Raw genomic sequence first — 17,608 nt, 5'->3', positions numbered from 1 at the left:
ATGATTACACGTAGAAACTTTTTCATGAATGCGGGCGCCGTCGCCCTCAGTGCCGCGGCCGTCAGCAGAGTCGGTGCGGCATCGTTGCCGGAAGCCGTCAGCATGGCTGGCGCGGACACCAAGGCGCCGCCACCGCCGCCGAACGGGCGTCCGTACAACCCCGTCGTCACCCTCAACGGCTGGTCCTTGCCCTGGCGCATGAACAACAACGTCAAGGAATTCCATCTGGTGGCCGAACCCGTCGTGCGCGAACTGGCGCCCGGCATGCAAGCGAACCTGTGGGGCTATAACGGCCAGTCGCCAGGGCCGACGATTGAAGTGGTGGAGGGCGACCGCGTGCGCATCTTTGTCACGAATAAATTGCCGGAACACACGAGCGTGCACTGGCATGGTCAGCGCTTGCCCAACGGCATGGATGGCGTCACGGGCCTGACCCAGCCGGGCATCGCCCCCGGTAAAACTTTTGTGTATGAATTCGTTGCCAAGCGGCCCGGCACCTTTATGTATCACCCGCATGCCGATGAAATGACGCAGATGGCCATGGGCATGATGGGTTTCTGGGTCACGCATCCGAAAGACCCGAACTTCATGAAGGTGGACCGCGATTTCGTCTTCTTGCTCAGCAACTACGACATCGATCCGGGCAGCTACACGCCGAAGATCATGACCATGACGGATTTCAATTTGTTCACCTTCAACAGCCGCGTCTTCCCCGGCATCGACCCGATGGTCGTGCGCCAGGGCGACAAGGTGCGCGTGCGCGTGGGCAATCTCACCATGACGAACCACCCGATCCACATGCATGGCCACGAATTCGAGGTGACGGGCACCGATGGCGGCTGGACGCGCCCCGAATCGCGCTGGCCCGAAGTGACGACCGATATTGCCGTGGGCCAGATGCGGGCCGTGGAGTTTACCGCCACGGACCTCGGCGACTGGGCTTTCCACTGCCACAAATCGCACCACACGATGAATGCCATGGGACATGATGTGCCCACCATGATCGGCGTCGACCACCAGGGCGTGGCCGCGAAGATCAACCAGCTCGTGCCCGGCTACATGGTGATGGGCGAACGGGGCATGGCCGACATGGGTGAAATGCAGATGCCGATTCCCGACAATACCCTGCCGATGATGGCCGGAGACGGCCCCTTCGGCGCCATCGGCATGGGCGGCATGTTTACCACGGTCAAGGTACGCAAGGACCAGAAACCGGGCGACTACCGCGACCCGGGCTGGTACAAGCATCCGGCCGGCAGCGTGGCCCATGAATGGACGGGCGCCTTGCCGGCACCCGTGCGCGGCCAGGGCGCGGGCAAGCCGGCCACAAAAAGCGGCGTCGAGATGACGGTGCGCAAGCCGGGTGGGCACAGCGGGCATTGATGCGCCCCCTCCCGGGGACTTGCTAACACGGCAAGCCCCGGGGTGTGTTGCTTCAAATCAATGAATTGTTGGTTAGTGACAATCCGAGCATTTTAGTGACTGTTTTTTCCTTATATTCAAGTCATACGCTTGAATTATTGGCTATCGTCTTGCCTAGGAGGAAACATGTTGAATCAAATGAAAGTGGGGACGCGCCTGCTTGCAGCCTTCTTTTGCGTCGCGCTGATGGGAGCCATCGTGGCCGGCATCGGCATTTTCAACATGGGCAAGATCGATACCATGGCGGGGCAGATGTACAACCATGAGTTGCTGGGACTGTCGTACATCAAGGAAGCCAATATCGCCCTGATCAAGGTGGGCCGCGCGCGCAGCAATTTCCTGCTGGCTACCACCAGCGAAGAGCGCGCAGGGCGCCAGGCCGATATCGCCAAATACCTGGAAGAGAACAAGAACAACCTGGCCAAGGCCCAGCCGCTGTTCGTCACGCCGGCCGCCAAGGAGCTGTTTGCCCGCTTCGCCACCGTTGAGGCCGAGTATGTGAGCACCTTGCAGCAGTCGCTGGCGCTGGCGGCGGCCGAGCCGCTGGCGCAGCGCAGCGCGCAGCTGACGGCGCTGCTGGCCAAGACGCGCCAGCACGCCGATGAGCTCGATGGCGTGCTCGATAAATTGTCATTGCAGAAGGAAGCGCGGGCCAAGGCGGCTGCCGAGCAGGCATCGGGCGTGTACCAGGCCAGCCGCAGCTTCATGATCGCGCTCGTGCTGGGCAGCGTGGCGGCCGGTCTGGCGCTCGGGGCGCTGATCACGCGCGGACTGACGCGCCAGCTCGGTGGCGAACCGGCGTATGCCGTCAAGATCGCTGGCGCCATCGCCGAGGGCGACCTCACCGTCGAGATCCGCACGGCCAGCCACGACAGCGCCAGCCTGCTGTTCGCCATGAAAACCATGCGCGACAAGCTCGTGGGCATCGTCAGCCAGGTGCGCTCGGGCACGGACACCATCAATACGGCCTCGGGCGAAATCGCCCAGGGCAACCTCGACTTGTCGTCCCGTACGGAAGAGCAGGCCAGTTCGCTGGAAGAAACGGCGTCGTCGATGGAGCAGCTGACGTCGGCCGTGCGGCAGAACGCGGACAATGCGCGCCAGGCCAATGCGCTGGCCGGCGCCGCGTCCGACGTGGCCGGCAAGGGCGGCGCCGTGGTGGGGCGGGTGGTGCAGACGATGGAATCGATCAATGCGTCCTCGCGCAAGATCGTCGACATCATCAGCGTCATCGACAGCATTGCCTTCCAGACGAATATCCTGGCCTTGAACGCGGCCGTGGAAGCGGCCAGGGCGGGCGAGGAGGGGCGCGGATTCGCCGTCGTCGCAGCGGAAGTGCGCAACCTGGCGCAACGCTCTGCCAGTGCCGCCAAGGAAATCAAGACACTGATCGGCGACTCCGTCGAGCAGGTGGAAATCGGTTCCAGACTCGTGCATGACGCGGGCAAGACGATGGATGAGGTGGTCACCAGCGTGCGCCAGGTGGCCGACATCATGCAGGAAATCACGGCCGCCAGCGCCGAGCAAAGCGCCGGCATCGAGCAAGTCAACCAGGCCGTGCTGCAGATGGATCAGGTGACGCAGCAAAACGCGGCCCTCGTGGAAGAGGCGGCGGCCGCCGCCGAATCGCTGCAAGACCAGGCGCAGACCTTGACGGAACTGGTGGGCGTATTCCGCCTGCATGCCCAAGCGCAACAGATGGCCGTGCCGGCGGCCAGCAACGTCACGCCGCTGCGCCGCTCAGCGCCGGCCGCCAGGCAAGACGTGCGGCGCCTGGCCTGATAACGGCGGGCCCGGGCGCAATCGGCGCGGCGGTGGTAGGCTGTCGCTATTGCGCGTTTGCCACTTCCGGATCTTTCATGCCGTCTCCCCGCTTGCTTTGCTTATCTCTGCTGCTGTCCCTGGCGCCGCTGGCGCAGGCGCAGCAGGGTGATCCCGTCCTGCCTTACCGGCCTTCCGTAGCCAGTCCCGCCCAGCTGCCCGTGCCGGGCCAGCTGGAATTCGAGGCCGGCGGACTGCTATCGAAAACGGACGACACGCGCCGCGCCAGCCTGCCTTACGCTTTCAAACTTGCGTTCACGCCCGAATGGGGCGTGTTGCTCGAAGGCGAGGGTGTTGTGCGTGCGCACGACGGCACGGCGCGGCGCGAAACGGGCGTAGGCGACACGACGTTCGTGCTCAAGCGCGCCTTTTTGCTCGACAGCGCCACGGCGCTGGGCCTGGAGCTGGGGTGGAAGTTGCCCACGGCCAAGGACAGCATCGGCAGCGGCAAGAGCGACGTGTCGCTGAACGGTATTTTCAGCCGCGACCTGGGCGCCGTGCACGTGGATGCCAACCTGAACGCCACACGCCTGGGGGCGTCCGACCCGGATGCGGGCAGGGTGCAGACGGGCTGGGCGACCTCTTTTTCCACGCCCGTCAGCGGCCGCTGGGGCGCCACGGCGGAAGTGTCGGGCACGCGCCTGCGCGGTGCGCCGTCCACGGCGCAGCTGCTGCTGGCCGCCACCTACAGTCCCACGCCACGGCTGGCCATCGACATCGGCATGGCGCGCGGCTTGACGGCGTCGTCGCCGGACTGGTCGCTGTTCAGCGGTGTGGTCGTGCCCTTGGGCAAACTGTGGTGAGATTGCCACGGAGTTCCTTATGTGTCCTTGCGAACAAACAGTTAGTCACACAAGGTCTACAATGACGGCATAACTAAAAGGAGTGTCACCATGAAAACCCTGATTCTTGCCGCCGCCTTGCTGTCGGCAGCTACCGCCGCCGTCGCCCAAGTCGGCGTCTCCGTTACCGTCGGCCAGCCAGGCTTTTACGGACGCCTCGATATCGGCGACTATCCCGCGCCGCAATTGATCTATGCCCAGCCCGTCATCGTACAGCGCCCGCAATACTATTCGGCCCGTCCGATCTATCTGCGCGTGCCGCCCGGCCATGCCAAACACTGGTCCAAGCACTGCCGCAAGTATAATGCCTGTAACCAAGAGGTATATTTCGTCCAAGATAGTTGGTATAACAACCAATATGTGCCCCGTTACCGCCAGCAGCATGGCGACCATGGCCGTCCCGATTACGGCGACCGCGGCCGTCACGACTACAAGCATGATGACAAGCGCGACAAGCATGAAGGCAAGCGCGACAAGCATGATGACCATCCGGGCAAGGGCCATGGCAACGGCAATGGCCGCGGCAACGGCAACGGGCACAAGGATTAACAGGCAGGAGGATATTTGCATAGTAAAATCGTTATCGTAGGAGGAGGTGCGGGCGGCCTGGAGCTGGCCTGCAAACTCAGCCGCAAGCTCGGCCCCGGCCAGGTCACCCTGGTCGACAGCCGCCTGTACCACATCTGGAAACCGTCGCTGCATGAAGTGGCGGCCGGCACCCTGGACATTCATCAAGAGGGCCTGTCGTACCAGATGCTGGCGCATGACAATGGTTTTACCTATGTCTATGGTCCCTTGATCGCGCTCGACGCCGGCTCGAACAGCCTCACCGTGGGCGCCATCGCCACGGACAAGGACGAGCAGCTCTTGCCGCAGCGCACTGTCAGCTATGACCAGCTGGTGCTGGCCGTGGGCAGCACGTCGAATTACTTCGGCGTGCCCGGCGCCAAGGAAAACACGATTTCCCTCAATGCCACGGAAGACGCGGAACGTTTCCGTTTGACCCTGCTGAAACTGCTGGCCATGGCCGAGCAGCGCCAGGGCGACGCGGGCCATCCCGGTGTCGACATCGTCATCATCGGCGGCGGCGCCACGGGCGTCGAGCTGGCGGCCGAATTGCGCGAAGCGAGCGGCGTGTATGCCGCGTATGGTTTTCAGAATCTCAACGCCATCAAGGATGTACGCATCACCCTGCTCGAAGGGGCGCCGCGCATCCTCGCGCCGCTGCCCGAGCGCGTCTCCATTGCCGCCTCAAAACTGCTGCACCAGCATGGCATCACCGTGGTGACCGATACGCGCGTCACCACGATCGAAGCCGACAAAGTGACGGTGGCCAGCGGCACCAGCTATGCGGCCGACATCTGCGTGTGGGCCGCCGGCATCCGCGCGCCGGAATTCCTCGCCACTTTGGGCTTGCCAACCAACCGTTCCGGCCAGCTGGAAGTGACGGGCATGCTCAACGTGCAGGGCCATGCGAATATTTTCGCGCTGGGCGACTGCGCCGCCTGCACGGGGCCGGACGGCAAGCTGGTGCCGCCGCGCGCCCAGGCTGCCCACCAGCAAGCCGATTACCTGTTGAAAACATTCCTGCTGCAAGCGAAGGGCAGGCCGCCGCAAACGAAACCGTACGAATACCTGGACTACGGTTCGCTCGTGTCGTTTGGCCGTACCACCTCCGTCGGCACCCTGATGGGATCGCTGAAGGGCCTGAGCTGGTTCGTCGAAGGCTTTGTCGCGCGCATGATGTATGTGAGCCTGCACCTGATGCACCACAATGCCGTGCTGGGCAGCGTGCGCACGGCCGTCATGGCCATGGGCCGTTTCCTGATCAAGCGCAGCACGCCGCAGGTCAAGCTGCATTGATGTGCGGTAAGTAGGGAAATCCAACGGGGCCGCAGTGCCCCGTTTTTTATGGCAGCGTACGCATTGCGCGAGTGGCGTTGGCCGGGAACCGCAGCGCCGTCCCGCGGTCAGAACAAGGGCAAGCACACGCGCCATGAGCGGACAGCTTGATGAGGGGAGGCAGGCATGCCATCACGCTTACTGCAAGTCATTGCCCTGACCTTGACGGCCCTGGGGCTCGCGCCGGGTGCCGCCCATCTGCTGGAACTGCCCGTCAAGCTGGCGTATCCGCCAGCGCTGTATGCGCAGGTGACAAGCACGCTGTATGCCCTGTTTGGCCCGATAGGGGGCGCCGTGCAAATGGCCGCCATGGTGACCGTGGCCGTGCTGGCTTTTCGCTCCAGGCGCCTGCCCCAGGGCCGCCTGCTGGCCGCGTCGGCAGCCGCACTGCTTGCCTCCTTGCTGCTGTGGGCTTTCCTTGTCGCCCCCGTCAATGGGGAGTGGGGGAGTAGCGCCGACGTGAGCCAGGCGGAGTTTGCCGCAGCCTATGCGCGTCTGCGTGCACGCTGGGAGTATGGCCACGTGGCGGCCTTCATTGCCTGGTTCGCTGGCTGGCTGGGCATGGCCGCCGCCTTCACCATGCCGCCTCCTGCGGGTGCGGGCGTTCGCTTGCAGCCTTGACGCAAGAAGGGCCGCAAGATGCGGCCCTGGTTCCTGCCTTGACGCCGGTTGTTATTTGCTGCGCGGAATTGGCGCCGCTTCGCAGCGGCCCCGCGTCATGGGGAAATCGATAGTGGTGAGCTTGCCCTTCAAGGTGCCGGTAATGCTGGCGTGCAAGATGCGCTCGCTGTCGTGGCGGTAGATGATGCGGCTCGGGAAGTCATTATCCAGGTTGGCGAAGATGAATTCATTCGGCTTGTCCTGGCGCAGCAGGTTGAAGATCACGGGCGGCTCGCCCGACGGCTGCACGATGTAGGCCAGCTGGCCCGGCTCGGTGAGGCGGATCTGCACGAATTCAAACGCCGTCGTCTTGCCGCCCTTGACGGTGCGGCTGGTGCCGAGGATGGTGCCGCCGGCAGCCGTGCTCCATTGTTCTCCGGAACCGGGCTCGGCGCCGTCGACGTTCCAGCAGCCGGCCAGCCAGGCCAGCTTGTCCACGGTTTCCGGCGGCGGCACGGTATTGTCGGCGGCCTGGGCGGTGCCCATGGCCAGCAGCGCTGCCAGCAGGGTGGGGATCAGTCCTTGCATGCGGTCTCCTGTCGTCGAATCGTTCTGCGGTCCGGGGTGCCCCGGCAGTGTTCTGGCTTGATGTGGCCTGGCAAAGACTATTCTTTCGGAGCCACACGCGGCAAGACGACGGTCAGGGCCGTGCCGCCTTGCGGATTGGCCGCCAGGCTCAGGCTGCCACCGAGGTAATGCACGCGCTCGCGCACGGAGCGCAGGCCGTGCTTGCTCATTTCGACGGGCTCGCTGGCGGGCAAGCCCACGCCGTCATCCTTGACGGTCATCATCAGCGCTTCGTCATTGTCGTCGATGATGATGTCCACTTGCGTAGCATTGGCGTGCGCGGCGATGTTGCCGAGCGCTTCTTCCAGGGTGCGCAGCAGGGCCACGCCCACGTTGCGCGGGCAAATCAGTTCATCTTCGGGCAGGCTGCAGCGCACGGTGATGTTGTGCTGTTCGGCAAATTGCGTGGCCAGCTCGCCTAGCGCGACATTCACGCCGAGAAACTCGAGCTTGTCGTTCCACAGCTTCATCTGCATCTGGCGGTTGGTCTCGATCACATTGAGCAGCAATTGCTTCATGGTCGCCGCACGGTCGAGCAGGGCCGCTTCCTGCGGCATCTTTTGCGTCAGCAGCGACAGGTGCATGGTCAGTGCCGTCAGCGACGAGCCGAGGCTGTCGTGCAGCTGGCGCGACAGGGCGCGCCGTTCATTGTCCCAGCTGGTGTTGACATGGCCGAGCAACTCGCTGAGATCGGCGGCGCGTTCCGCATCGGCCTGGGCCGTTTCCTTGTTCGGATCTATTTGTGCGGACATAGCGCCCCGTGAATGGTGAAAGGTGGACCAAATTCAAGTTGTGGATCATACATGATGATTTCATCGCGGGGCGCATGGATGGAAAATTTCTGTCTTTTCGGCAATTTTGATCTCCTTCCATCACTTTTATATTGCAGGCAATATTATCGTTTGCCCCAGCAGCTGCCGTTCCTGCCGTTACGTACGGCTGCGCACATACCGGGGCGCCGCACGCTGCCATAGTGGTGTCATGCATTTTCTCCATGCAGCACAGGCCCGCTTACCGAAACGAAAGGACATGCCATGAATATCGATACCATCGTCGACCAGGAATACGCCGACAAAAGCTTCCGCGACATCGTCAATGCGCCCATCAGCGCCCTGCGCGGCGTCAGCCCGAAAGATGCCAAGGCCTTGCAGCAAGCGTTTGGCGTGCACACCGTGCGCGAACTGGCCAACCTCAATTTCGTCAAATGGGCCAGCGCATTGGCCATCCTGGCCGATGAAGAGGGCATGAGCGGCGAAGAGCGGGCCAAGGAAGAGCTGCTCGACGACGCCGTGGAAATGACTTTCCCCGCCAGCGACCCGATTTCCGTCGATGCCGGCATCACGCGCATCGAAGTGCCGCCCGAAACGGTCGACGCGCAAACGGACCACCAGCATGCGGGCCAGCATGAGGCAGCCGCTGGCAAGAAATAAAGCGTCCTGCGCATAAAAAAACCGGCTGGCCGTGAAGGCTTGCCGGTTTTTTTGCGTGCGGTGCGGTAAGAAAACTCAGGCGATCGACGGAATGTTGTTTTTTTGCATGTTTACTTGCGACTGCGCGGCGATCACCTCGTGCGGGATGCAGCAAAAGCGGTTCTTGCCGGCACGCTTGGCTTCGTACAGGGCCGTGTCCGCCGCGCCCAGCAGCGAGTCGACGGTACTGGCGTCGTCCGGGTAGATGGCGATGCCGATGCTGGTCGACAGGCGCAGGGTCAGGTCGTTGATGAAATACGGCTCGGAAATGACTTCGATCAGCTTGGCGGCCGGTTCGCGCGCGTCGCCCTTGCCGGCCAGGTTGCCCAGCACGATGACGAACTCATCGCCGCCGATACGCGCCACCGTGTCTTCCTTGCGTGAGGCGCCCACCAGGCGGGCCGCCACCATTTTCAGGATTTCATCGCCATAGCCGTGGCCGTAACTGTCGTTGATGGCCTTGAAGCCGTCCAGGTCCAGGTACAGGATGGCCGACTTGCCGCGGCTGCGGGCCGATTGCTGCAAGGTATGCTCGATGCGGTCTTCCAGCAGGCGCCGGTTCGGCAAGCCCGTCAGCGGGTCGTGCAGCGCCAATTCCTGCTGCTGTTTGCTGTATTGCGCCAGTTCCTTGTACAGCAGGCGCACTTCCAGCATGTTGTGGATGCGCTTGTGCACTTCCATCAGGTCGAAGGGTTTGCTGATGAAGTCGCGCGCGCCCGCTTCCAGGGCGGCGATCTTGAAACTCGGTTGGGCCGTCAGGGCCAGCACGGGCAGGTAGCCGCCATGCTCGATTTCCTTCAAGCCTTTCATGACCTGGAAACCATTGAGTTCCGGCATTTGCAGATCCAGCAAGATCAGGTCGTAGCAATGCTCCCGGTGCAGGGGGCAAACCTGGGCCGGACGCATGGTGGCCGTCACATTGGTATAGCCGGCATCGCGCAGGATTTCCAGCATCAGGTCAACATTGTCGGGTGAATCATCGACGACCAAAATTTTGGCTTTCAAAATCTCATCTTGGCTGGGCATGTAAGGTCTCGGTTATACGGTCTATGCAACGCTGGCTTCTACCGCAGATGATAGGCTGACGGCTGTGGAAAGATAGTAGCGCCTTGCAACAAGATAGGGCGCACAACAGCGCATGAGTTCGCTTCTGCCGTTCTCGCCGGCCAGGGCCGCCGTCTCCGGCCTGCCGTGCAGGTGTGCTTCTGCATTTCAGTGTAGCAAACTTTCGCTTAGTTGCTTGTAGGACAGTGCCGCGTCTGAAAGTAGGAAAGCTAACCCATGAAAATAGTCATTTTGTACTGCACTATGTATTTCTTTGCATCATCTTTTTAGGGGGGCGTATTGCGGCCCTGTTCAGGGCGGAGGGGACGTTCCGCGCTGCGCGGCCAGCTGCGCCACGGCCGCCAGCAGTTCGACCGGGTCTATCGGTTTCGAGATCCAGGCCTGGAAGCCGCTGGCCAGCGCCCGCTGGCGGTCCTGCGGTTGCGCGAACGCCGTCAGCGCCAGTGCCGGCAGACTGGCGGCATCGGGGGAGGCGTGCGCACGGATTTGCGCCAGCAAGTCGAAACCGTCGGCGTCGGGCATGCCGATGTCGCTGACCAGCACATGCGGGTGCACCTGGTCCAGCAGTTGCAGCGCTTGCGCCACGCTGCCCGCGCCATGTACGTCGGCGTGGCTGTCGCGCAGGATGCGCGCCGTCAGTTCGCGCGCATCGGCCTCGTCATCGACCAGCAGCACCGTAACGCCGCGCAAGTCGTGGCTGGCGGACAGCTCGCCGCCCTTCGGGCGCACCGGTGCGGCCCGCGTCCCCAGGGGCAGACGCACGGTAAAGCTGGCGCCCTGCATGTCGCCGGCGCTGCTGACCGTGACCGTGCCGCCATGCTGCTCCACCAGGTGCTTGACGATCGCCAGCCCCAGCCCCAGGCCGCCATGGCGGCGCGTGGTGGAGGCGTCGGCCTGGCGGAAACGGTCGAACACGTGGGGCAGGAAGTCTTTCTTGATGCCGACGCCGTTGTCGGCCACCGTGATGGCCAGGCGACTCGCCTCGCGGCGCACGCCGATCTCGACCCGCCCCCCTTGCGGCGTGAACTTCAGGGCATTCGACAGCAGGTTCCAGATCACTTGCTGGATACGGCTGGGGTCGCCCGTGATGGTGCCCGCATCGCTGGCGATGTTGCTGTGGATGGCGATGTGCTTGGCGTCGGCCGCCGGGCGCAGGGTTTCGATGGCCGAGGCGATGATGCTGGCGGGCACGATGGTTTGCAGGTCCAGCAGCACCTTGTCTGAGGTGATGCGGCTCATGTCGAGCAAGTCTTCGATCAGTTGCGCCTGCGCGCGCGCATTGCGTTCGATGCTTTGCAGGCCCCGGTGCAGGTCGGCCTGGTCGCGCGTGCCGCGCCGCAGCACCTGGGCCCAGCCCAGGATGGCCGACAGCGGCGTGCGCAGTTCGTGCGACAAGGTGGTGAGGAAATCGTCTTTCAGCTGGTTCGTGCGCTCGGCGTCGGCGCGCGCCTCGCGTTCGCTGTCGAGCAGCACCTTGCGCTCTTCGGCGGCGCGCGTGGCAGCCGCGTACAGGCGCGTATTGTCGAGCGCGACGGCGGCCTGGGCCGCGATGGCCGACACGATGCGTTCGCTGCGCGCGCTGAACATGCCCGCTTGCGGATGGCCGAGCAGCAAGCGCCCCAGCAACAGGCCCGAGCGCGAACTGACGGGCAGGCTCAGGCAGCTGCGCAGCGCCGGCGCGGCGCCGGCGCTGGCGTCGGGCGCGGCCAGCAAGTCGTTCTGGCGCATGGCCGCTCCCTGGCGCAGTTCCGTGGCGATGGCATCGGCCTCGCGCAGGCTGATGCCGTTGACGGCGCGTGCCGATGGCAGGGGGGCGACGCTGTCGTGGACCTCGCCCGCATCGTCATAATAAAAGGCGCCGAAGCGCGCGCCGCTGATGCGTGTGGCCGCATCGACGGTTTCCTGCAGCAGGGCCGGCAAATCGAGGGTGCTGGCCAGGGCCGCGCCCGTATTGTTGAGCAACTCGAGCACGCGCGTTTCATCGCGCAAGGCTTCCTGCGCGCGCTTGACCTGGTCGACGTCGGTGCTCGTGCCAAACCAGCGCAGCAGCTGGCCGCCCTGGTCGCGCACGGGATTGGCGCGCGTCAGGAACCAGCGGTACTGGCCGTCGGCGCCACGGATGGGGAACTCCATTTCGAAGGGCGTGCCATCGCGCAAGGCGGCCTTCCACGCTTGCAGCATGGGCGGCAGGTGTTGCGCGTCATAGGCGATGCTCCAGCCGTCGCCCGCCATCTGCTCGGCAGTGGTGCCCGTGTAGTCGTGCCAGCGCTGGTTGTACCAGGCAATGGTGCCGTCGAAGCTGGCGATCCAGGCCAGTTGCGGGATGGAATTGGCCAGCGCGCGCAAGTCTTCCTCGCTGTGGCGCAAGGTTTCCTCGGTCGCCTTGCGCTGGCTGATGTCCTGGATATACGTGGTCAAGCCGTCGCTGGAAGGGAAGATGCGCACTTCCAGCCAGCGCCCCAGCGGCGGATACAGCAGCTCGAAACTGCTGCTGTGCTGCTGCGCCATGGCGCGCCGGTACTGCGTTTCCAGTTCCGTACCCAGCAGGTCGGGGCAGGCTTGCCACAGGTTCTTGCCCGTCAGGCTCGCGCCAGGCGCGTGCTGCGGCGCCAGCATGGCGGCGCCGCGCGTATTGAGGTAGCGGATGGTCCAGTCGCGGTCGAGCAGGCAAAAGCCGTCGGTAATACTTTCCAGTAAGTTGGACAGGCGCTCGTCGGAGAGGCTCAGCGGCGCTGATGGGGGAAGCAGGTCTTGCTCGCGGTCATGCTTGGCCATCGGAAATCCTGCAACAGTGAGTCTGCCGCACGGGCACTTGCCCCGCCGGGCCGCCGCTAAGCTCAGTTAAATAGGTCATGATGCTCAATGCCCGCCGTCATGCATTAGGGGAGGCACAAACGCCCCTGTCTGGCTGGTATTGTAGCCCCAAGCGGCGCGCCGCCACCGCACGCTTGCGCGCCACCTGCAGATAGCACTGGACAGGCTGGAAAGCAGTCCCTATAATCCCGCTTCTTTCGAGACAGCAACTTCTCGATTCGCTGGGCGCCACTGTGAAAGCAGAAGTGTCCACTGATAAAAAGGCGTGCGCTTTTTGGCAGTGAAAAGGTAGTCGATGGAGCGGGGCGGTATTCTGCAAAATCAGCTAAGCGATTGAAAAATCGAACTTTTCAAAGCGAAATGAATACGCTATAATGTTTGCCTGCGCGGCTGTAGCTCAGCTGGATAGAGTACTTGGCTACGAACCAAGGGGTCGTGGGTTCAATTCCTGCCAGCCGCACCAGAATACTGAAAATCAGACTTTGCCTGGTTTTGTTGTAACAAGTTTCACCTCCATGTTGTTGATGGAATGTTGTAGAAGTTTTGCGGCTGTAGCTCAGCTGGATAGAGTACTTGGCTACGAACCAAGGGGTCGTGGGTTCAATTCCTGCCAGCCGCACCAGTATTGCCAAGACGGAGTTCGCTTCGTTTTGATGAAAGTTTCAAGCTTCGCGCCGTCCGGCGAAGTGTGTCAGAGTTTGCGGCTGTAGCTCAGCTGGATAGAGTACTTGGCTACGAACCAAGGGGTCGTGGGTTCAATTCCTGCCAGCCGCACCAGTATCAGCAGTAGTGAAAAAACCCGGAAAGTTCGCTTTCCGGGTTTTTTTTCGTCATCACGGCGCCTTCGCAGCGACCATGCTGGCGGCCTGGGCAATTGTGAAATATCCGCACGGCGCCCTTTGCCATTCTGCAAAGCCCTGCTATAATCTTGTCTTAGGCGGCTGTAGCTCAGCTGGATAGAGTACTTGGCTACGAACCAAGGGGTCGTGGGTTCAATTCCTGCCAGCCGCACCAGAATATTGGGGATCAGATTGTAAAATCTGATCCCCTTTTTCGTTTCCGAACGGATTTACGCCAAGTCTTTGGCGCCGTGCCGGTATTGCAGGCGAAACGCGCGCGGCGTGACGTGCTTGGCGGCGCGGAACTGGCGGTTGAAATGCGCGAGGTTGCGGTAGCCCGCCTCTTGCGCGATGACGGCAATGGCGAGATTGCTTTCGATCAGCTGTTGGCAGGCGCGCCCGATGCGCAGCCGCGCCAGATACTCGCCCGGCGTGCAATGCGCGTGGCGCTTGAAGCAGCGGTGAAACGCGCCCAGCGACAGGGCGGCCCGCTGTGCCAATGTTTCCAGTGCGATCTCTTCCCGGAAATGCGCGTGCATGAAGTCAAACACGATGGCCATGCGCTTTTGCTGCCCATCGGCATGCATCGGCGCCTGTGCTGTCGAGGCCAGCGGCCGCGCGGCGCCATCGGCCGCCAGGTCCAGCAGCACGTCGAGCAGCAGCGGCAGGCGCTGCGGCACGGGCAGGGCATTCAGTTGCAGCAATTGATGGGCGCAGCGCGCGCTCGTGTCCGCTGAAAAATGCAGGGCCGGGCCGGCGCGGGCCGCCAGCTGCCGCACGCCGTGCAACTCCGGAAAACAGGCCGCCAGCTGCTCCACCCACTCGAGCGAAAACCACACGACGACGGCCAGCATCGGTTGCGCGCTGTCGATGCGCTCGCTGGCCGACCACGTGTGCGGCAGATTCGGCCCCAGCAGCACCAGGTCGCCCGGTTCGAAGTCGCCCAGATGGTCGCCGATGTAGCGCTGCCCCCGCGCATTCACGGTCAGGGTCAGCTCGAATTGCGGGTGGTAATGCCAGATGAAGGGAATGGCATCGAGTTCGCGCCACAGCAAGCCCCAGGAGTGGCCCGTCGGGATCGTGACTTGTTCGAATAAAGGCGTCATCGTGACGTTTATTAGCTATGGATGATCAGGATAGTATCAGTATTGGTCGCTCCGCACGCATTTCCCTCTAATCTTCCGTCGCACAATCTGTCTCACACCAACACAGGAGACAGCGATGCAAGACCAGGTTCAGTATGTAAACCCGCAGTACGGCGAAGACCGTCCCGGCAACCCGTCCGTGGCCTACACGGAACAAACCCAGTTGCGCGACATCCGGAAACAGCTGCCGCTGCGCGTGCTGTCCGACAGCGACTTCTTGCACTGGCAAACCTACGGCTACGTCATCGTCAAGGATGCCGTATCGCCCGAGCAGGTGCGCCGCACAACGGACTTTCTGTGGGAATTCCAGGGACTCGATGAGAACGACCCGGCCACCTGGAACCGGGACCAGTTGCGCGACCACGCGATGAAGGAACTCAATGGTTCCGGCATGGTCGAGGCGTATCACAACCAGACCCTGTGGGATAACCGCCAGACCCAGCGCGTCTATGACGCCTTTGTCGACATATGGGACCGCGAAGACCTGTGGGTGACGATCGACCGCGCCAACCTGAACACGCCGAACAATGGCAAGCGCAAGTTTGGCGGCTTCATCCACTGGGATGCCGACACCACGCTCGACCCGCTGCCCGTCAACGTGCAAGGCGTGCTGGCCCTGTCCGATACGTCGCCCGAGAGCGGCGGTTTTCAATGCTATCCGGAACTGTTCAACAACTTGCTGGCGTGGCGCAAGACCGTGCCGCTTGACCGCAACCCATGGCAGCCGGACCTGGCGAAGGTGCCGTACCCGATGGAATTCATCGCCATGAAGAAAGGCGAGTTGCTGATCTTCAACAGCCTGCTGGCGCACGGCATCCGCCCGAACACGTCGACGGACCAGGTGCGCCTGGCCCAATACATTTCCTTTACGCCGGCCCAGGAAGACAATCAGTCCCTGCGCGACTGGAGGGTGCAAAGCTGGCGCGAGCGCAGCGCGCCGCAAGGCTATGCGTTTCCCGGCGACCCCGAGGAAAAGGAAAAGCTGCGTTATCCGCAAGCGCGCCTGACGGAGTTGGGCGGGAAAATCCTCGGCGCACGCGCTTGGTAAGTGTGGCGGCATTGCCTGCCGGATAGACAATTGCAGGCAAATGCACGATCATGGCTTGACTTGCCATCGACCGAGGAAACGCATGAGTATCATCACCAGCATCGAAGACTTGCGCGTGCTGGCCCAGAAACGGGTGCCGCGCATGTTTTACGACTACGCCGATTCCGGCTCCTGGACGGAATCGACGTACCGCGCCAACAACAGCGATTTCGCCAAGATCAAATTCCGCCAGCGCGTGGCCGTCAACCTGGAAAACCGCAGCCTGGCCTCGACCATGGTGGGCCAGCACGTATCGATGCCGGTGGCCCTGTCGCCCACGGGCTTGACGGGCATGCAGCATGCCGATGGCGAAATCCTCGCGGCCCAGGCGGCCGAGCGCTTCGGTGTGCCGTTTACCCTCTCGACCATGAGCATCTGCTCGATCGAGGACGTGGCGGCGAACACGACAAAGCCGTTCTGGTTCCAGCTGTACGTGATGAAGGACCGCGAATTCATCAACCGCCTGATCGACCGCGCCAAGGCGGCGAAATGCGGCGCGCTCGTGTTGACCCTGGACTTGCAGGTGCTGGGCCAGCGCCACAAGGACTTGCGCAACGGCCTGTCGGCGCCGCCGAAGCTGACGATTCCGAACATCATCAACATGGCCACCAAGCCGCGCTGGGTGGCGGGCATGCTGGGCACGAAGCGGCGCGGTTTTGGCAACATCGTCGGCCACGCCACGTCCGTGTCCGACATGTCGTCGCTGTCGGCCTGGACGCAGCAGCAGTTCGACCTGAGCCTGTCGTGGGCGGACGTGGAATGGATCAAGCAGCGCTGGGGTGGCAAACTGATCATCAAGGGCATCATGGACCCCGAAGACGCGCGCCTGGCCGTCGAAAGCGGCGCCGACGCGCTGATCGTCTCGAACCACGGCGGTCGCCAGCTCGATGGCGCGCAATCGTCGATCGAAGCCTTGCCCGCCATCGTCGACGCCGTCGGGAGCCAGATCGAAGTGCACATGGACGGCGGCATCCGCTCGGGCCAGGACGTGATCAAGGCCGTGGCCCTGGGCGCGAAAGGCGTGTACATCGGCCGCCCGTTTTTATACGGCCTGGGCGCCATGGGCGGGCCGGGCGTGACCAAATGCCTGGACATCATCCGCAACGAGCTGGACCTGACGATGGCCTTTTGCGGCTTGCGCGACTTGCAGCAGGTGGATAAAAAGATCCTGCTGCCGGGCACGTTTTAAGGCCAGTGGGGCGGCAATTGCCTGGCCGTGCTGTCACGTATCAGCGCCGGATGGAGGCCAGTCTGCCATTTGTGAAAAGCAAGGAACGCCTGCTTTCGTATAGCCACTCTTCGTGCGCGCCGGCCGCATCGGATTTTTTGTGCATGCTGACAGGTTTTCCCCAGCCGGAGGCGCGTACCTGCTTCGCGCTCATGCCAATGTTGACGTCGCCTTTTGCTCGCAGGGCGGTCTCGAAGATAATTTCCAGGATGCCTTCTTTGGCCTCTGCTATCTCGATATCTTTGGGTGGCGAGGTGAAAAGATACTCGACAAAATCCAACCGCGAGCGTTTGGCCGGATCGTAGACATTGCGAAATAGCGTCAGCGGTCCCGGCCTGGACTCGAATAGATAGAAGGAGAGCTCCAGCGCCGCGTCCTTGTCATCTTCGAAGACGATCCGCGCATAGTGCCGGAAGTCTTTATCTACATAGCTATGCACGGTGAAACTCGTCGTTTCCGTGACGACAAACTTTTTTCCAGCGGGATTCCCGTCCTCGTCCAATTCCTGGAACTCATAGCGCGAGATGGCTTGTGGATTGGGAACGATCCAATACCTGGTCTGTTTCAAGGACTCAAGCATCAATTTGGCCGCTGCCTCGTTCTTTGTCCGCGCGGCATCGACCGGCGCATATTGCGCCTGTGCGGATCCAGCCAGCAAGGCAAGCAGAATGGCCAGGCCGCTGCCGGCGAACTTCATTATTTTCACGGAGTGCTGTCCTGTTTCTTATTGTGAGACATGCAGAGTAT

General features: G+C 62.6%; 15 protein-coding genes and 4 tRNA genes. 13 read left to right on the top strand and 6 right to left on the bottom strand.

Going from position 1 to position 17,608, the window contains the following annotated elements:
- The 6 genes from OPV09_RS19690 (at position 1) to OPV09_RS19665 (ending at position 6,608) form a co-directional block, all read left to right on the top strand.
- Entirely contained in the window at positions 1–1,383 is a 1,383-nt protein-coding gene (locus OPV09_RS19690) for a copper oxidase (RefSeq protein WP_338679171.1), read from the top strand.
- Between the two features lie 165 nt (positions 1,384–1,548).
- The gene (locus OPV09_RS19685; protein WP_338679170.1) at positions 1,549–3,204 is read left to right on the top strand and encodes a methyl-accepting chemotaxis protein; all 1,656 of its coding nucleotides are present in this window, start codon (positions 1,549–1,551) and stop codon (positions 3,202–3,204) included.
- A 77-nt stretch (positions 3,205–3,281) separates the two neighbouring features.
- Positions 3,282–4,046, top strand: coding sequence for a transporter (locus OPV09_RS19680; protein ID WP_338679169.1), 765 nt, complete (start codon positions 3,282–3,284; stop codon positions 4,044–4,046).
- A 90-nt stretch (positions 4,047–4,136) separates the two neighbouring features.
- Positions 4,137–4,634 carry a hypothetical protein gene (locus OPV09_RS19675; RefSeq protein WP_070301995.1) on the top strand — a complete coding sequence of 166 codons (498 nt, stop codon included), beginning with the start codon at positions 4,137–4,139 and terminating at the stop codon, positions 4,632–4,634.
- Between the two features lie 15 nt (positions 4,635–4,649).
- Positions 4,650–5,948: an NAD(P)/FAD-dependent oxidoreductase gene (locus OPV09_RS19670; RefSeq protein ID WP_034754989.1), complete on the top strand. Its 1,299-nt coding sequence runs from the start codon at positions 4,650–4,652 to the stop codon at positions 5,946–5,948.
- A 165-nt stretch (positions 5,949–6,113) separates the two neighbouring features.
- Positions 6,114–6,608: a hypothetical protein gene (locus OPV09_RS19665; RefSeq protein WP_338679168.1), complete on the top strand. Its 495-nt coding sequence runs from the start codon at positions 6,114–6,116 to the stop codon at positions 6,606–6,608.
- Positions 6,609–6,659: 51 nt separating this feature from the next.
- Here the strand turns inward: OPV09_RS19665 and OPV09_RS19660 are convergent, their stop codons facing one another.
- On the bottom strand, positions 6,660–7,175 hold the full coding sequence (locus OPV09_RS19660; protein WP_338679167.1) for a DUF6265 family protein: 516 nt from the start codon (positions 7,173–7,175) through the stop codon (positions 6,660–6,662).
- A gap of 77 nt (positions 7,176–7,252) precedes the next feature.
- Positions 7,253–7,966 carry a sensor histidine kinase gene (locus OPV09_RS19655; protein ID WP_331776125.1) on the bottom strand — a complete coding sequence of 238 codons (714 nt, stop codon included), beginning with the start codon at positions 7,964–7,966 and terminating at the stop codon, positions 7,253–7,255.
- Between the two features lie 282 nt (positions 7,967–8,248).
- On the opposite strand from OPV09_RS19655, the gene OPV09_RS19650 reads away from it, so the two are divergent.
- Positions 8,249–8,644 carry a hypothetical protein gene (locus OPV09_RS19650; RefSeq protein WP_034754991.1) on the top strand — a complete coding sequence of 132 codons (396 nt, stop codon included), beginning with the start codon at positions 8,249–8,251 and terminating at the stop codon, positions 8,642–8,644.
- 75 nt (positions 8,645–8,719) lie between these two features.
- Here the strand turns inward: OPV09_RS19650 and OPV09_RS19645 are convergent, their stop codons facing one another.
- Together OPV09_RS19645 and OPV09_RS19640 are read right to left on the bottom strand one after the other, a co-directional pair.
- Entirely contained in the window at positions 8,720–9,709 is a 990-nt protein-coding gene (locus OPV09_RS19645; RefSeq protein ID WP_034754992.1) for a GGDEF domain-containing response regulator, read from the bottom strand.
- A 330-nt stretch (positions 9,710–10,039) separates the two neighbouring features.
- Positions 10,040–12,523: a hybrid sensor histidine kinase/response regulator gene (locus OPV09_RS19640; protein ID WP_338679166.1), complete on the bottom strand. Its 2,484-nt coding sequence runs from the start codon at positions 12,521–12,523 to the stop codon at positions 10,040–10,042.
- Between the two features lie 425 nt (positions 12,524–12,948).
- On the opposite strand from OPV09_RS19640, the gene OPV09_RS19635 reads away from it, so the two are divergent.
- From OPV09_RS19635 to OPV09_RS19620, 4 genes are all read left to right on the top strand, one after another.
- Positions 12,949–13,025: transfer RNA gene (locus tag OPV09_RS19635), tRNA-Arg, on the top strand.
- Between the two features lie 82 nt (positions 13,026–13,107).
- Positions 13,108–13,184, top strand: a tRNA-Arg gene (locus OPV09_RS19630).
- Between the two features lie 78 nt (positions 13,185–13,262).
- Positions 13,263–13,339 (top strand) — tRNA-Arg (locus OPV09_RS19625).
- A gap of 160 nt (positions 13,340–13,499) precedes the next feature.
- Positions 13,500–13,576, top strand: a tRNA-Arg gene (locus OPV09_RS19620).
- 55 nt (positions 13,577–13,631) lie between these two features.
- Here the strand turns inward: OPV09_RS19620 and OPV09_RS19615 are convergent.
- The gene (locus OPV09_RS19615; RefSeq protein WP_338679165.1) at positions 13,632–14,507 is read right to left on the bottom strand and encodes an AraC family transcriptional regulator; all 876 of its coding nucleotides are present in this window, start codon (positions 14,505–14,507) and stop codon (positions 13,632–13,634) included.
- Positions 14,508–14,622: 115 nt separating this feature from the next.
- Here OPV09_RS19615 and OPV09_RS19610 point away from each other — a divergent pair, with 115 nt between their 5' ends.
- Together OPV09_RS19610 and OPV09_RS19605 are read left to right on the top strand one after the other, a co-directional pair.
- The gene (locus OPV09_RS19610) at positions 14,623–15,594 is read left to right on the top strand and encodes a phytanoyl-CoA dioxygenase family protein (protein WP_338679164.1); all 972 of its coding nucleotides are present in this window, start codon (positions 14,623–14,625) and stop codon (positions 15,592–15,594) included.
- An 82-nt stretch (positions 15,595–15,676) separates the two neighbouring features.
- A complete protein-coding gene (locus OPV09_RS19605) occupies positions 15,677–16,822 on the top strand; it encodes an alpha-hydroxy acid oxidase (protein WP_070304600.1) in 1,146 nt (381 codons plus the stop codon).
- 40 nt (positions 16,823–16,862) lie between these two features.
- On the opposite strand, the gene OPV09_RS19600 is transcribed toward OPV09_RS19605, so the two are convergent.
- A complete protein-coding gene (locus OPV09_RS19600; protein ID WP_139143480.1) occupies positions 16,863–17,567 on the bottom strand; it encodes a hypothetical protein in 705 nt (234 codons plus the stop codon).
- Positions 17,568–17,608: the final 41 nt, after the last annotated feature.

The sequence above is a fragment of the Janthinobacterium sp. TB1-E2 genome, assembly GCF_036885605.1.
GTDB classification, from domain to species: Bacteria; Pseudomonadota; Gammaproteobacteria; order Burkholderiales; family Burkholderiaceae_D; genus Janthinobacterium; species Janthinobacterium aestuarii.
The sequence above is the reverse complement of the archived record's forward strand: the minus strand, read 5'-3'. Positions and strand labels throughout refer to the sequence as shown.